We start from the raw sequence: 15,231 nt of genomic DNA on the forward strand, positions 1-15,231 counted from the left end.
GTGTGAGTGAATGACCAGGGGCCCGGAGCGACAAGCTCCGGGCCCCTGCACGTTGTCCTCGGTGTGCGTCCTACACCGTCTGGTGGGCCAGCAGCGCCACCGCGGCGATCAGCACCACCAGCAGCGCGATCAGCGCCGTCGGGTTCAGCCCAGCGAAGAAGTTCTCCTGTTGCAGCCGCTCGCGGTTCGCACGGCACACGGGACACCGGCCCTCGCTCACGGGCGCCGCGCAGTTCGCGCACACCAGCCGGTCGTACGTCATGCGCTCGCCCTCCTTGCGCCGGTTCCACTCTGTCAACGCCCACGCGCGCGCGAACGTTCCCTCCCCACCATGCCAGGTTCGCCGGGACGGCGCGCGGGTCGCTCCACAAGCACGGGGCTTGTACCAACTCCGCGAGAATATGCCCCGTACAAAAACACACAACCCACACGTAACCATGACCGGCGACTGCGCGCCCGTACTCGGTTCGCGTATGGTCACGCTCATCTACCCCCGGCGACACGTGGTGCATCCGTGATCCGATTCGACAATGTCTCCAAGGTCTACCCCAAGCAGACCCGCCCCGCCCTCAGGGATGTCTCCCTGGAAGTGGAGAAGGGCGAGTTCGTGTTCCTCGTGGGGTCCTCCGGCTCCGGAAAGTCCACCTTCCTGCGGCTGATCCTCCGCGAGGAGCGGTGCAGCCATGGCCAGGTGCACGTCCTGGGCAAGGACCTCGCGCGCGTCTCCAACTGGAAGGTCCCGCAGATCCGCCGCCAGCTGGGCACGGTCTTCCAGGACTTCCGCCTCCTGCCCAACAAGACGGTCGCCGAGAACGTCGCCTTCGCTCAGGAGGTCATCGGCAAGTCCAAGGGCGAGATCCGCAAGTCCGTGCCGCAGGTGCTCGACCTCGTCGGGCTCGGCGGCAAGGAGGACCGCAGACCCGGCGAGCTGTCCGGTGGTGAGCAGCAGCGCGTCGCCATCGCGCGCGCCTTCGTCAACCGGCCCAAGCTGCTCATCTGTGACGAGCCCACCGGCAACCTCGACCCGCAGACCTCCGTCGGCATCATGAAGCTGCTCGACCGCATCAACCGGACGGGCACCACCGTGTTGATGGCGACCCACGACCAGAACATCGTGGACCAGATGCGCAAGCGCGTCATCGAGCTGGAGAAAGGCCGTCTCGTCCGAGACCAGGCGCGCGGCGTCTACGGCTACCAGCACTGACCAGTCCACGACGGAAAGGCTTGACCAGACGTCATGCGCGCCCAGTTCGTCCTGTCGGAGATCGGTGTCGGTCTTCGTCGCAATCTGACGATGACCTTCGCCGTCGTCGTCTCCGTCGCCCTGTCGCTCGCCCTGTTCGGCGGGTCGCTCCTGATGAGCGACCAGGTCAACAACATGAAGGGCTACTGGTACGACAAGATCAACGTCTCGATCTACCTCTGCAACAAGAGCAACGCCCAGGGTGACCCCAACTGCGCCAAGGGCGCGGTCACCGAGGACCAGAAGAAGACGATCCTCTCCGACCTGAACAAGATGTCGGTGGTGCAGAAGGTCACCTACGAGTCGCAGGACGAGGCGTACAAGCACTACAAGCAGCAGTTCGGCGACACCCCGCTGGCCAGCACCATCACGCCGGACCAGATGCAGGAGTCGTACCGGATCAAGCTGAAGAACCCGGAGCAGTACAAGGTCATCGCGAGCGCCTTCAACGGGCGTGACGGGGTGCAGTCCGTGCAGGACCAGAAGGGCATCCTGGACAACCTCTTCGGGCTGCTGAACGGCATGAACTGGGCTGCCCGCGCGGTGATGTCGCTGATGCTGGTCGTCGCGCTGATGCTGATCGTCAACACCGTGCGCGTCTCGGCGTTCAGTCGCAGGCGTGAGACCGGGATCATGCGCCTGGTGGGCGCCTCCGGCTTCTACATCCAGGCGCCGTTCATCATGGAGGCGGCGGTCGCCGGGCTGATCGGCGGCGGGGTCGCTTGCGGATTCCTGGTGACCGCGCGGTACTTCATCATCGACCACGGTCTCGCCCTGTCGGAGAAGCTGAATCTGATCAACTTCATCGGCTGGGACGCGGTGCTGACGAAGCTGCCGCTCATCCTCGCGACGAGTGTCCTGATGCCGGCGTTGGCCGCGTTCTTCGCGCTGCGCAAGTACCTGAAGGTGTGACGCACGCCAAAGAGGTCGTACGGTCGAGCGACCGTACGGCCTCGGGGCGTTGTCCTAGACTCACCGCCATGTCGGGCCGTGACCTGTTCCGCCAGCCCCGCCGCGGCCGCGCCGGGGCCGCCCTGACATTGGTCTTCGCGAGCGTGCTGGTGGCGGGCGCGGCGACGGGCTCGCTGCCCGGCCACGACGGCCGCAAGTCCCAGGCGGGCGAGGCCGGTTCGGCCGTGCCCGTGGGGCGGCCCGAGGAAGTGACCCGGGCGGCGGCCGAGGCCATGGCCGTCGGCGAGTCCCCCGTGCAGGCCGCCGCACGTGCCGTCAGCCGCAGCGGCGACCGCTGGGGCGCCGTCTACTCCCGGGGCGAGTACGAGGAGTTCCAGGAGGCCCTGGACGGCCAGTACACCGGCGTCGGACTGTCGGCGCGGCGCCGGCGGGACGGCCGGGTCGAGGTGGCGAAGGTCCGGGCGGGCTCGCCCGCGGCGGCCGCCGGTATCCGCCGGGGCGACCGGTTGCGCAGCGTCGACGGCGAGCGGACCGACGGGCTGCCGGTGACCGACGTGGTCGCGCTGCTGCGCGGAGACGCCGACGACGCGCCCGCCGGCACCACCGTCATCCTCGGCCTGCAACGCGGCAAGCGCGCGTGGACCCAGACGCTGCGCCGGGCCCGCCTGTCGACGGACCCGGTCACGGTACGGCGGTCGACGGGCGGCGTGACCGTCATCAAGATCGCCGCTTTCACGAAGGGCGTCGGCGACAAGGTTCGCACCGCCGCACGCCGCTCCCCGGCCACCGGCGGGATCGTCCTCGACCTGCGCGGCAACTCCGGCGGCCTGGTCACCGAGGCCGTCACCACCGCCTCCGCCTTCCTCGACGGCGGCCTGGTCGCCACCTACGACGTCGACGGCGACCAGCGCGCCCTGCACGCCGGCTCCGGCGGGGACACCACCCGGCCCCTGGTCGTACTCGTCGACGGCGGCACGATGAGCGCGGCCGAACTGCTCACCGGCGCCCTCCAGGACCGAGGCCGCGCGGTCGTCGTGGGCTCGCGGACCTTCGGCAAGGGCTCGGTGCAGATGCCGAGCCGGCTGCCCGACGGCTCGGTCGCCGAGCTCACGGTCGGGCACTACCGCACCCCCGGCGGGCACGCCGTGGACGGCCACGGCATCACCCCGGACCTGGACGCCGGGCAGGACGCGCTGCGACGCGCGCGGACGGTTCTGACGGGCCTGGGCGAGGCGTCCTAGTCCGGGCGGGCACACCCTTTAATACGCTTCCCGCACACCCCCTCCGTAGTGCGAAAATGGGGGGCACTATGGCTAAGGAAAAAGGGCGCAAGCTGATCGCGCAGAACAAGAAGGCGCGGCACGACTACCTCATCATCGACACCTACGAGGCCGGTCTGGTGCTGATGGGGACCGAGGTGAAGTCGCTGCGTCAGGGGCGGGCGTCGCTGGTCGACGGGTTCGTGCAGCTCGACGGGCACGAGGCGTGGCTGCACAACGTGCACGTGCCCGAGTACAGCCAGGGCACCTGGACCAACCACAGCGCCCGCCGCAAGCGGAAGCTGCTGCTGCACCGGGAGGAGATCGACAAGCTGGAGTCGAAGTCCCAGGAGACGGGTCACACGATCATCCCCCTGGCGCTGTACTTCAAGGACGGCCGGGCCAAGGTCGAGATCGCGCTGGCGAAGGGCAAGAAGGAGTACGACAAGCGGCAGACGCTCCGCGAGAAGCAGGACCGCCGTGAGACGGACCGCGCGGTGGCGGCGGCGCGGCGCAGGCAGCGGGCGTAGCGGCAGGTCCGGGACGCGGGGAATACGCTGGCACGGACCTGCGTTGGTCACGTACGATGACATCAGCACCGCGAAGCCGGTGCGGATCCCCTCTGCGGAGGGGCTTTGAAAAATCAACATGGGGATGATCGGTTTCGACAGCGGTTGTCGAGGCAGGGGAAGCGTGTCGAGGAAGCGGCCATGATCTCGTAAACCACAGGCCGAAAAAAATAATCGCCAACACCAAGCGCGATTCCTCCCAGCAGGCCTTCGCCCTCGCTGCCTGATCTCAGGTAGCAGAGCGAGCCTCCTACTAAGGGAGTGTCAGCCCGGGGCTGTTCCCGACCCGGATCCTGGCATCAGCTAGGGGACTAAACCTTGATCCCGGTCACGGGGTGAAGAGGGAAACCAAACAGTGACTGAGCCCGTCGGAGACTTGTCCGCGTGATCTCCGGGGCTGAGAAAAGCGAAGCGGACTGCACACGGAGAAGCCCTGGTTCCGCACCGTTGGACGCGGGTTCGATTCCCGCCATCTCCACGATCGGGAGGCTCCCGAGCCTCCTTCACCCATGTGGGCAAAGGCCCCGTCGCTTTCGAGCGGCGGGGCCTTTGCCTTGCGCGCAGCGTCACTCCAGAGGCAGGACGGCTGTCACGGAGAACTCTCGGGCGTCCGGGTCGGCGTGCAGGGTTCCGCCGAGTGCGGCGACTCGGCCTCTGAGTCGCTGCTCTCGTTGATCGCCGCGAGAGCGGCATGGTGGCGGGCGTGGAGTTCGGGCCGGCGCTCGATCTCGACCTGGACCTGCCAGTGCGTGAGCCAGTGCTGCAAGTGACCGATCTTGCCGTCCGGGATGGCCGTGGCCAGCGCCTGTTCCTTGTGCTGTTCCATCTCGCCCAGCCGGTGCGGAGCGACGCGGGCCAGGGCAACGCGGACGGCTTCAGGGGTTCATTCGGGGCGTGGGACGGGCTCGTGCCCCTGTTCGGGTTGCGTGGTCACGCCGGGCTCCTTCAGGTGGGCTTCCGGTGCCCACGGTACTGGCAGCGCTGACATCACATCTCTGCCCTCGCTCGAGGGCCCAGCTCAAGCTCGAACCACACCGCTTTGCCGATGCCGCCGGGGCGGGGCTCGGCGCCCCAGTCGTTCGCCAGTGTCTCCACCAGCGTCAGGCCCCGGCCCGACTCGTCCTCCGGTGATGCCTCCCGGGGTGCCGGCAGCGTGTCGTTCGCGTCCGTGACCGAGATGCGCAGGCGGCCCTCCTCGCTCAGTACGCAGCGCGCCCGGATCTCCCGGCCGGGCGCCTTCGTGTGACGGTAGGCGTTCGTCATCAGCTCGCTGAGCAGGAGCACCGCCGTCTCCGTCACCTCGTCGGGCAGCTTCCACGACGTTGCCTGTTCGCGCAGGAGCACCCGGGCCCGGCGCACGCTCCGCGCGTCGCGGGCGAAGCGGAACTCGATGTCCTGGGGGAGCGCGGTGGGTGAGCGGTGCGGCGTCGGCATACGGGCTGGTTCCTTGCGTGTGATTCTCCGTCGTTCGGCGGGAAAATGCTGCTGGCCTGTGCCTAGCCTCGGAAGTAGCGGGTCGGGTACGCAGCGTGGCTGTACACGGTGCGGCGGCGGGAGGCGGGTGAGGGCGCGTGGCTACGGGGGACTCCCAGCAGGCGCAGCAGAACTGGCGTTACTGCGGTGGGCAAATCAAGTTGTGGCGGGAGGAGGCCCAGGTCACCCGGCAGGCCCTGGCCGAAGAGGCCGGCTACGACTACGAGTACGTCAAGTCGATGGAGTGCGGGCGGCGTCGGCCAACGCTGAGGTTGTTGCAGGTCGCGGATCAACTCTGCCGGGCGCGCGGCAAGTTGGTTGCCGCGCACGAGTTCCTGAAACCCGAGCCGTTCCCCGCGCGGTCGCAGGAGTACATGGCGATCGAGGCCGAGGCCATCGCCGTGCACGACTACTCGCTCGGGCTGATTCCCGGCCTACTGCAGATCGAGCAGTACGCGCGAGCACTGATCGGTGAGAGCTGTCCACCGCTGGACGACGAGACAGTGGAGGAGCGGGTCAGAGCGCGGCTGGAAAGGCAAGGGGCGCTGACGCGTCGCGCCAAGGTTGTCTACGGCTTCGTGATCTATGAGGCCGCGCTCCGCACGGAGGTGGGCGGACGGGAGGTGATGCGTCAGCAACTGCTCCAACTGCCGGAGATCGGCGGGTGGCGCAACGTGTCCATCCAGGTCCTGCCCTTCGGGAAGTGCAGCGGCCTCGCGCTCAACGGCTCGTTCATCTTGCTCGAGACTGACGAACACGAACGCTTCGCGTACGTTGAGGGTCCGGAGACCAGCGTGCTCCACGCTGACGCAAATAGGGTCAGCGACCTGACGCAGGTGCATGGGATGATCCGTATGCAGGCTCTCGGAGTTGAGGAGTCGGCCGCGTTCATCCGGAAGGTGGCGAAGGAGCTATGAACGAACCGTTGGCATGGTTCAAGTCCAGCTACAGCGACTCGCAGGGCGGCGCCTGCGTCGAAGTCGCCACCTCCCCCCACACCATCCACATCCGTGACTCCAAACTCGGCGTCAACAGCCACCGCTTCGCGGTGGACGCCGACGCCTGGTCAGAGTTCCTCGCGTACACCACCCGTGCATGGTCATGACATGATCCACACATGTTCCTGCTCCGTCTCCTCCCGCCGTTGCCCCGGGAGATCTCCCTCGCCGTCGTCGGGCTGTTCGTGGGCCTGTTCCTGACCGTCATGGGCGCCGGCCACGGGTACGCCGAACTCAGCGGTGTCGCGGGGACCGTTCGCGTCACCGAGTGTGTGCCTGCCAGCGGTGGCTGGAAGGATCTGTGGTCGGACGGCTGGGCCTGCGAGGGCTCTTTCGAGTCGGACGATCACAGCGTCGGAATCAGCAGCGTCGCAGTCGACGGGATCTTCAAGCAGCGGCCCGGCGCCTCCCTCCCCGCGCGTGTCGACAGCCCCGCCGCACACACCGCCGTCCAGGACGGCGGCGGGGGGTGGAAGTGGCCCGCCCTCACGGGTGTCGTCATCCTGGCCTTCACCGCCTGGCGGGTGCGCACTGTCCGCACCATGCTGCGCGAGCGCCGAGCCGCACGGGGCGCCGCCGTACCCGCCTGACCCTGCGGGGGCGCCGCCCCGGGCCCGGAGTCCGGGCTACTTGACGGCGCCCACGGCGATGCCTCGGGTGAACGTGCGCTGGAAGCATGAAGCGCGTCAATGGCGGGAATCGCGGCCGGTGCCCGGCCCGTCGGACGCGGCGCCGAGCTGGGTGAGCGAGATCAGCAGCGCCACGGCCGCCGCCAACACCGGCACCCCGTAACCCGCCGTCGCCGAGACGTGTTCGACCATCCAGCCGCCGGTCGCGCTGCCGCAGGCGATGCCGCCGAGCAGGCCGGTGACCGCGAGGGTCATGCCCTCGTTGAGGCGGCCCTCGGGGGAGCGTTGCTGGACCAGGGTCATGTTGGTCACCATGGTGGGCGCCGTAGCCGTACCGGCGACGAGCAGTGCGCCGGACAGCGCGAGCAGGGAACCGGTCAGCGCGGCGGCCAGCAGCGGCAGGGCCATGAGGGCCGTCATCGCCGCCACGCACCACGGCAGTCGCCGTCCGGCCGGGCCCGCCGGTCGCAGGGCCCCGTACACCAGCCCGGCCACGCACGAACCGGCCGCCTGGAGGCCGAGTGCCACGCCCGCCACCGACCGATGGCCCTGCTCGTCCGCGAACGCCACGGTGACGACCTCCATCGCGCCGAACACCGCGCCCATGGCGAGGCAGACGGCGAGCTGGGCCGGCATTCCGGGGGCGCGCAGGGGCGCCCGCGCGGGAGTACGGGGACTCGGCGGCGGCTCGGTCGAGCGCTGGGCGGCGAACACGAGGATGCCGGTCAGCAGCAGTACGGCGCCGACCAGCGTGCCGGCCTCCGGGAAGAACGTCCCGGTGAGGAAGGCCGCGAGGACCGGGCCGAGCATGAAGCACAGCTCGTCCGCGGCCTGTTCGAAGGAGTTGGCGGTGTGCAGGGTCTCGGGGTCGGACTTCAGCAGGTGCGCCCAGCGGGCGCGGGACATTCCGCCGGTGTTGGGGGTGGTCGCGGTGGCGGCGTACGCGGCGAACAGGGTCCAGTCGGGGGCGTCGTAGCGCACGCAGAGCAGGAGGGCCAGGCTGCCCAGTACCGCGCAGACGGTGGCGGGTACGGCGATCCGGGCCTGTCCGTACCGGTCCACCAGCCGGGCGATCCAAGGTGCGGTCACCGCGGTTGCCGCGAGGCCGGTGGCGGTGACGGCGCCGGCCAGCGCGTACGAGCCGCGCGTACCGGCGATCATGACGACCGCGCTCACGCCGAACATGCCCGACGGCAGCCGGGCTATCAGGTTTCCGGCGGTGAAGGCGCGGGTGCCGGGGAGGGTGAAAAGGCGGCGGTAGGGGGCGAGCAGGGAGACGCGGCCGTCCGGGGCAGTCGGGGCGGCGGTCGGGGCGGAGGCCGAGGTGGCGGACGAGGCAGGGGCTTTCGGCATGACGTCACCGTCGCCCCTGCGCTGACCTGCGGTCCAACACCTGATCGGGTGCGATTGACTCATCTGCGTTGTAATTTCGGCCGGTGCCTGCCGAACCCGGACCGCCGTACCTCCCCGCCGAGGGGATCGCCCCCCGCCTGCTGTGCGCCTTCGTCGCCGTCGCCGAGGAACTGCACTTCACGCGCGCCGCCGCGCGGCTGTACGTCGCCCAGCAAGCCCTCAGCCGCGACATCCGGCGGCTGGAACGGGAGTTGGGCGCCGTGTTGTTCGTACGGACCACCCGGCAGGTCACGCTGACCGCCGAGGGCACCCGGCTGCTGCCGTACGCCCGCCGGGTGCTTCAGGCACATCGCGCGCTGCTCGACGCCTTCGGTAAGGGCGAGCCGGAGCGGCCGCTGCTCGTCGACGTCAACAGCCCGGGCCTGTTCGGGGAGCGGGTGCTGGACCGGGCGCGTTCCCGTGTCCCGCACCTGGAACTGATGACCCGCTTCGAGAGCGGTCTGACCGGTGCCGCCGCCGAGATCCTGGCCGGCCGGCTCGACGCGTCGTTCGGCCGGTTCGCCGGGCTCGATCCCGTGGTCCGGCAGGGGCTGCTGCACCAGCCCGTGCGGTACGAGCGGATGGCCGTCATCCTGCCCGAGGGGCACCGGCTCGCGCATCTGGAGCAGGTGCCGCTCGACGCGCTGGCGGGGGAGACCGTGTACGCGGGCGCGGGCAATCCCCGCACGCCGGAGTGGACCGACCTCGCGCGTGACCTGTTCGAGGGGCGCGGCATCGGCATCGCACCGCCCGCTCCGCTCGCGATCGGCGTGGCCGAGTTCCGGCGGATCATGGCCAAGCACCGGAACCCGATCCTCGCCGTGGTCGACTTTCCGGCGATGCCCCAGACGGTTCTGCGGCCTCTCGTCGAACCTGTTCCGCTGTCGCCGGTGTCGCTGGTGTGGCGAAAAGGTCTGGTTCATCCGGGATTGGAAGCGCTCAGGCGTTCTGCCGCCGAACTGGCGGACAAGGAAGGGTGGTTGCACAGACCGATGGAGGGGTGGATTCCGGCCAGGGACGCGCTCATGATGGGTGCACACATCTGAGACCGATCTCCATGGCATGGCCACATGCGATACATTCGGGGACCCGGGTGCACTGTGATAAGGGGGGCGCTCGGGCCGGGTGGGGGCCCTGGCCCGACGGCAGTATGTAGGCCCGGATTCGTAAGCCCACCTGGAAGTCATGCCCCTGGGGGGAAGCACGTGCGCGTCGACAAATGGCCAGATCACGCCCAACCGAGCGGATCCGGATCGCTGTCCGGAGCGGGCCGCGAGACGGCCGGGGCCGTGGACCCGGGCGAGTCACCCATAACCGGTGACGCTCTCGACACGGAACCGGAATCAGGCCACCACTCCGAAGCGGCATCGGAATCCGGTGTCCGGGGCGCGTGGCCGGGTGCCGCCGGACGGACGGCCGCCTGGCCGACGGCCGGTCAGGACGGTGCGCGGAGACGCCCGCAGGGAGCCGGCGAGGGCCGGGGTCCGGGTTCGGCGGAGGGCTCCTGGTTCGACAAGGGCCGCCCCGCCGAAACGGCGCCCGCGGCGGAGACCCAGGTGCTGCCCGGGTCGGGGCCGAGGGCGGACACCTGGATGACGGCCGACCCGGAGGCCGCTGCGGAGACGCGGATGCTCCCCGGATCGGCGGCCGAGACGCGGTTGTTGCCCGGATCGGCTGCTGCCGCTGAGACGCAGGTGCTGCCTGGACCCGTGGCCGCGGCGGAGACCCAGGTGCTGCCCGGAGCGTCGAGCGTCGCGGCACCCGGGGCGCCGACGGGCGCGGGCAACGGTCCCGTCGGCACCGGCCCCCTGCGGGTGCAGGTCGAGGACCCCTGGGAGACCCACGACCCGCACGAGGTCACCGTGCAGCTCGACGCCGTGAGCCTGCGGCCGGGTGGCACCCTCGGGTCGGCCGGCCCCGCCGGCAAGGAGGCCGACCGGCCCGTCTTCGTCGACGAGTCCGGCCGCCGCAGCCGCCGCTTCCGCCGACTCGGCATGGCCATCGGCCTCGCCTGTGCGGTCTACGCGGTCGTCATCGTCGTCACCCTGCTGTCCGGCAACGCCGCCGCCCCCTGGGTACCGGTCCCGGTCCCGGGCGCCGACGATCAGCCGGCGAGCAAGGTCAAGGAGTCCCCGCGGCCGTCGGATGCCACGAGCCCGTCCCCGGAAACCAGCGGTTCGCCCGAGGCCGCCGCCGACCCCTCCGCCCCCACCGTCCCGAGCACCGATGTGAACCCGCCCGCGGGATCCACCGCCGTGACGGGAGTCCCGGCCGTGTCCGGTGGGACACCCGCCGCGCCGAGCAACCCCGCGCCCTCGGTGTCCAGCACGAAGAAGGCCACCCCGGACCGCAGCGTGCCGCCCGCCACCGGAGGCAACGGCTCGACCCCGGACCCGGGCCCGTCGTCGCCCGAGCCGGGCACGAGCGACCCCGGCCAGGGCCCGGACCCGTCCCCGCCCGGCAACTCCGGCGGCAGCGGCGTCACCACCAACAACAACGCCGGGGGAGCCCCCAAGACGAACCCCGTCGCCACCGGCCCGGCCGCCGACCGGCCCGGCGTCACACCCAACCACTCTCCGGAGAACGTCCTCTGATGGCCTCCCGTTCCAGCCGTCGCCGCTCTTCCAGCGGCGACGGGCGACCCCAGCGTGCCCCGGCACCCGTCAATCTGCGACGCCGCCGGCTGCCCATGCGCTGGGTGCTCCCCGTCATGCTGCTGGTCGCCATGACCGCGATGCTGATGCTGCGCGGCTATGTGCACAGCGAGATCCTCGCCGACTACCGCATCAGGCCCGAGACCGCCTACGACAAGGTGCCCGAGGAGATCCTCGAAGGCGGCCCGGTCATCGACACCCGCAGCGGCAAGACCGCCAGCCTGAGCGTGCCCAAGCACCGGCTCGTCCTCACCTTCGACGACGGTCCCGACCCCGAGTGGACCCCCAAGGTGCTCGACGTGCTCAAGAAGCACAACGCGCACGGGGTGTTCTTCATCACCGGCACCATGGCCTCGCAGTACCCGGACCTGGTCAAGCGCATCGTGCGCGAGGGACACGAGATCGGGCTGCACACCTTCAACCACCCCGACCTGTCCTACAAGTCCCCCGGCGGCATCGACTGGCAGCTGTCCCAGAACCAGATGGCCCTGGAGGGCGCCGCCGGCATCCGCACGTCGCTGTTCCGGCCGCCGTACTCTTCCTTCGCCGACGCGATGGACAACGCGTCCTGGCCGGTCACCGAGTACGTCGGCTCCCGCGGCTACCTCACGGTCCTCAACAACACCGACAGTGAGGACTGGCAGAAGCCGGGTGTCGACGAGATCATCCGCAGGGCCACCCCGGAGCACGGTGACGGCGCCATCGTCCTGATGCACGACTCCGGTGGCGACCGGCACCAGACCGTCGAGGCGCTCGACAAGTTCCTGCCCGAACTCCAGGCCAAGGGCTACAAGTTCCAGAACCTCACCGAGGCCCTCGGCGCACCCAGCGCGCACACCCCGGTCGCCGGCGTCGAGCTGTGGAAGGGCCGGGCCTGGATCTTCCTGGTCCAGGCGTCGGACGAGCTCACCGGCGCGCTGGTCGTCGGTCTCGCCGTCATCGGCTCCCTCGTCCTCGTCCGCTTCGGCCTGATGCTGCTGCTCTCCGGGGCGCACGCCCGCCGGGTGCGCAAGAAGACCTTCCGCTGGGGCCCCGACGCACCGATCACCCGGCCGGTGTCGGTCCTCGTCCCGGCGTACAACGAGGCCAAATGCATCGAGAACACGGTGCGTTCGCTCGTCGCGAGCGACCATCCGATCGAGGTGCTCGTCATCGACGACGGCTCCAGCGACGGCACCGCGCGCATCGTCGAGAACCTGAACCTGCCTGGTGTGCGGGTCATCCGGCAGCTCAACGCGGGCAAGCCGGCCGCGCTCAACCGGGGCCTGGCCAACGCCCGGTACGACATCATCGTGATGATGGACGGCGACACCGTGTTCGAGCCGTCCACCATCCGCGAGCTGGTGCAGCCCTTCGCCGACCCGAAGGTCGGCGCGGTCGCCGGCAACGCCAAGGTCGGCAACAAGGACTCGCTCATCGGGGCCTGGCAGCACATCGAGTACGTGATGGGCTTCAACCTCGACCGCCGGATGTACGACATCCTCGGCTGCATGCCGACCATCCCCGGAGCGGTCGGCGCCTTCCGGCGCAGCGCGCTGGAGCGGGTCGGCGGTATGAGCGAGGACACGCTCGCCGAGGACACCGACGTCACCATGGCGCTGCACCGCGACGGCTGGCGGGTGGTGTACGCGGAGAATGCCCGCGCCTGGACCGAGGCCCCGGAGTCCGTGCAGCAGCTGTGGTCCCAGCGCTACCGCTGGTCGTACGGCACCATGCAGGCGATCTGGAAGCACCGCCGGGCCGTTGTGGAGCGGGGCCCCTCGGGCCGCTTCGGCCGCGTCGGACTGCCGTTCGTCTCCCTGTTCATGGTGGTGGCCCCGCTGCTGGCCCCGCTGATCGACGTCTTCCTGCTGTACGGGCTGGTGTTCGGCCCCACGGAGAAGACCGTCGGCGCCTGGCTCGGCGTCCTGGCGGTGCAGGCGTTCTGCGCCGCGTACGCCTTCCGGCTGGACCGCGAGCGGATGAGCCACCTCATCTCGCTGCCGCTCCAGCAGATCCTCTATCGGCAACTGATGTACGTCGTCCTGCTCCGGTCCTGGATGACGGCGCTCACCGGCGGTCGGCTGCGCTGGCAGAAACTGCGGCGCACCGGGGTGGTGGAGGCGCCGGGTTCGATCTCGCAACAGCGGGCGACGGGCAGCGGCAGTGAACGGAGGCCCGTCGGATGACGGCACACGAGTACGGGACGGCGGACGGCACACCGCCGCGGGGCGTACCGGGGACGCCCCCGGGGCCGGGCCCCGTTTACGGTTCCTCGGCACCCGCCGGCTCGGGGCCGGCCCCGGGGAACTGGCCGTACGGGGACGCGACGGGGACGACGGCCGGTACCGCGGGCGGGTACGCGGCCGGGACCACGGCTGGATGGCCGCACGACGGTGCGGGCGAGGTGCGGCTCCCCGCGCAGAAGACGACGGACACGGTGAACGGGTCGGCCCCGGCGGACACCACCGGCGGGGCCTACGCCGCCGGCGCCGAGAAGAAGCCGGCCGCTCCCGGCCGTGACCGCTATCTGGACCTGCTGCGCTCCATCGCCCTGGTACGTGTGGTGGCGTACCACCTCTTCGGCTGGGCCTGGCTGTCGGTCCTCTTCCCGTCCATGGGCGTGATGTTCGCGCTGGCGGGCTCGCTCATGGCGCGCTCGCTCAACCGTCCCGCCCTGTCCGTGATCAAGAGCAGGGTGCGCAGGCTGCTTCCCCCGCTGTGGGTGTTCGGCGCGCTGATACTCGGGATCCTGTTCGTGCAGGGCTGGAGTCCGGCGAAGGACCCGGACCTCGGGGGCCATCTCTGGGGCCCGGTCAGCGTGTTCAACTACCTGGTGCCGATCGGCGCCCCGCCGTACCCCTTGAGCATCGGCTCCGAGTCCGGGCTGCTGGAGAGCAGTTGGGCGGACCAGGCGGCGGGTCCGCTGTGGTACCTGCGGGCCTACCTGTGGTTCGTGCTCGCCTCCCCGCTGCTGCTGTGGGCGTTCCGCCGGGTGCCGTGGGCGACCCTGCTGTTCCCGCTGGCGCTCACCGCCGTGGTCGGCACCGGGCTGGTCACCATCCCCGGCGAGACCGGCAACGCGGTCCAGGACTTCGCCGTGTACGGCAGCTGCTGGGTGCTCGGCTTCGCCCACAACAACGGCATGCTGAAGCAGATCCCGCGCTATGCGGCGGTGTCCGGCGCGGCCGCGTTCATGGCGTTCGGCCTGTGGTGGGCGTCAGGCCACCTCGGCTCCGAGGGCTGGGACCTGAACGACATCCCGCTCGCGCAGGCGACCTGGTCGTTCGGCATCGTGGTGATCCTGTTGCAGTACTCGCCGTCGTGGCAGACGCTGCCGGGCCGGCTGGCCAAGTGGGACAAGCTCATCACCCTCTCCAACAACCGAGCGGTGACGATCTACCTCTGGCACAACCTGCTCATCATGGCGACGGTGCCGATCCTCGACCTGGCCTACGACCTGCCCTTCATGCAGAGCGACACGGCGTCGTCGTGGCTGGACTCGACGGAACTCTTCTGGCAGTTCGTGCTCGTCTGGCCGCTGATAGGCCTGGCCATACTGTCCGTCGGCTGGATCGAGGACCTGGCGGCGAAGCGCAAGCCCCGGCTGTGGCCGAACGGGGCGAAGAAGAAGCGGGCGGCAAGGGCTCACTGAGCCGGGGCCATTGAGCCCGGGGCCCACTGAGCTGGGGCCTGTTGGGCTGGGGCCTACTGAGCTTGGGGCCCGTAGGGCCGGGTGCCCCGCGTCCGTTGGGCGCGGGGCACCGAAGTACTCCTGCAGAGCGCTGAGTTGGAGTGCTGCCGGGCTCTGGCCAACGCGCGTAGACGGGCGCATCATGGGGGTGCTTTGTGCGCACAACCCTCGCACTGAAATTGTCATGCACGCGTCATCCTGTGCTCATTCCGACGTGTGCGTGCACGCCCATTCACGCGCGTCATTCAGCGACAAAGGGAGACGGCACGATGGCTTGCGGATCGACCAGCCTATGGGCCGGTGAAACGAGCTGGTTCTGTTGCGGATCCTCCTGGGGTCCGTGCGGCAGCGCAGGTGGCGGCGCCTGCGGCAACTGCCGGTCCAGCGCGAATCACGGCGCCTGGCCCAACGCGTCACAGGCATGCTGGA

15 protein-coding genes and 1 other RNA gene are annotated in these 15,231 nt (G+C 70.0%); 12 read left to right on the top strand and 4 right to left on the bottom strand.

All coding sequences use genetic code 11. The features are described from left to right. Positions 1-70 precede the first annotated feature (70 nt). The gene (locus tag ACWEK3_RS01920) at positions 71-262 is read right to left on the bottom strand and encodes a hypothetical protein (protein WP_141360499.1); all 192 of its coding nucleotides are present in this window, start codon (positions 260-262) and stop codon (positions 71-73) included. A gap of 252 nt (positions 263-514) precedes the next feature. Between ACWEK3_RS01920 and ftsE the strand changes: the two genes are divergently transcribed. The 5 genes from ftsE to ssrA all read left to right on the top strand — a co-directional run bounded on the left by ftsE (position 515) and on the right by ssrA (position 4,464). Next, positions 515-1,204 carry a cell division ATP-binding protein FtsE gene (gene ftsE, locus ACWEK3_RS01925; RefSeq protein ID WP_384179555.1) on the top strand — a complete coding sequence of 230 codons (690 nt, stop codon included), beginning with the start codon at positions 515-517 and terminating at the stop codon, positions 1,202-1,204. A gap of 33 nt (positions 1,205-1,237) precedes the next feature. Next, positions 1,238-2,155, top strand: coding sequence for a permease-like cell division protein FtsX (gene ftsX, locus ACWEK3_RS01930; RefSeq protein WP_450540350.1), 918 nt, complete (start codon positions 1,238-1,240; stop codon positions 2,153-2,155). 68 nt (positions 2,156-2,223) lie between these two features. Then, a complete protein-coding gene (locus ACWEK3_RS01935; RefSeq protein WP_450540352.1) occupies positions 2,224-3,396 on the top strand; it encodes a S41 family peptidase in 1,173 nt (390 codons plus the stop codon). Between the two features lie 68 nt (positions 3,397-3,464). Continuing rightward, entirely contained in the window at positions 3,465-3,944 is a 480-nt protein-coding gene (gene smpB, locus ACWEK3_RS01940) for an SsrA-binding protein SmpB (RefSeq protein WP_361414989.1), read from the top strand. 120 nt (positions 3,945-4,064) lie between these two features. Next, positions 4,065-4,464: a transfer-messenger RNA gene (ssrA, locus tag ACWEK3_RS01945) on the top strand. Between the two features lie 108 nt (positions 4,465-4,572). Here ssrA and ACWEK3_RS01950 read toward each other — a convergent pair. Together ACWEK3_RS01950 and ACWEK3_RS01955 are read right to left on the bottom strand one after the other, a co-directional pair. Further along, on the bottom strand, positions 4,573-4,809 hold the full coding sequence (locus ACWEK3_RS01950) for a hypothetical protein (protein WP_453248672.1): 237 nt from the start codon (positions 4,807-4,809) through the stop codon (positions 4,573-4,575). A 161-nt stretch (positions 4,810-4,970) separates the two neighbouring features. Next, a complete protein-coding gene (locus tag ACWEK3_RS01955; RefSeq protein WP_450540356.1) occupies positions 4,971-5,417 on the bottom strand; it encodes an ATP-binding protein in 447 nt (148 codons plus the stop codon). A gap of 137 nt (positions 5,418-5,554) precedes the next feature. On the opposite strand from ACWEK3_RS01955, the gene ACWEK3_RS01960 reads away from it, so the two are divergent. From ACWEK3_RS01960 to ACWEK3_RS01970, 3 genes are read left to right on the top strand one after another with little or no spacing between them, the layout of a single operon-like run. Next, positions 5,555-6,373: a helix-turn-helix domain-containing protein gene (locus tag ACWEK3_RS01960; protein WP_453248673.1), complete on the top strand. Its 819-nt coding sequence runs from the start codon at positions 5,555-5,557 to the stop codon at positions 6,371-6,373. After that, positions 6,370-6,561: a DUF397 domain-containing protein gene (locus ACWEK3_RS01965; protein ID WP_453248674.1), complete on the top strand. Its 192-nt coding sequence runs from the start codon at positions 6,370-6,372 to the stop codon at positions 6,559-6,561. Before ACWEK3_RS01960 ends, ACWEK3_RS01965 begins: the two co-directional genes overlap by 4 nt. A gap of 12 nt (positions 6,562-6,573) precedes the next feature. Further along, the gene (locus ACWEK3_RS01970) at positions 6,574-7,044 is read left to right on the top strand and encodes a hypothetical protein (RefSeq protein ID WP_450540362.1); all 471 of its coding nucleotides are present in this window, start codon (positions 6,574-6,576) and stop codon (positions 7,042-7,044) included. Between the two features lie 96 nt (positions 7,045-7,140). Here the strand turns inward: ACWEK3_RS01970 and ACWEK3_RS01975 are convergent, their stop codons facing one another. After that, complete coding sequence (locus ACWEK3_RS01975) at positions 7,141-8,436, bottom strand: MFS transporter (RefSeq protein WP_453248675.1); 1,296 nt, start codon at positions 8,434-8,436, stop codon at positions 7,141-7,143. An 83-nt stretch (positions 8,437-8,519) separates the two neighbouring features. Here ACWEK3_RS01975 and ACWEK3_RS01980 point away from each other — a divergent pair, with 83 nt between their 5' ends. The 4 genes from ACWEK3_RS01980 to ACWEK3_RS01995 all read left to right on the top strand — a co-directional run bounded on the left by ACWEK3_RS01980 (position 8,520) and on the right by ACWEK3_RS01995 (position 14,763). Continuing rightward, complete coding sequence (locus ACWEK3_RS01980) at positions 8,520-9,521, top strand: LysR family transcriptional regulator (protein WP_453248676.1); 1,002 nt, start codon at positions 8,520-8,522, stop codon at positions 9,519-9,521. Between the two features lie 546 nt (positions 9,522-10,067). Further along, on the top strand, positions 10,068-11,069 hold the full coding sequence (locus ACWEK3_RS01985; protein ID WP_450540366.1) for a translation initiation factor IF-2: 1,002 nt from the start codon (positions 10,068-10,070) through the stop codon (positions 11,067-11,069). Further along, positions 11,069-13,297: a glycosyltransferase gene (locus tag ACWEK3_RS01990; RefSeq protein ID WP_453248677.1), complete on the top strand. Its 2,229-nt coding sequence runs from the start codon at positions 11,069-11,071 to the stop codon at positions 13,295-13,297. The genes ACWEK3_RS01985 and ACWEK3_RS01990 overlap by 1 nt, the downstream gene beginning before the upstream one ends. Further along, the gene (locus ACWEK3_RS01995; RefSeq protein ID WP_450540370.1) at positions 13,294-14,763 is read left to right on the top strand and encodes an acyltransferase family protein; all 1,470 of its coding nucleotides are present in this window, start codon (positions 13,294-13,296) and stop codon (positions 14,761-14,763) included. The genes ACWEK3_RS01990 and ACWEK3_RS01995 overlap by 4 nt, the downstream gene beginning before the upstream one ends. Positions 14,764-15,231: the final 468 nt, after the last annotated feature.

It is taken from the genome of Streptomyces sp. NPDC004721 (assembly GCF_053601495.1).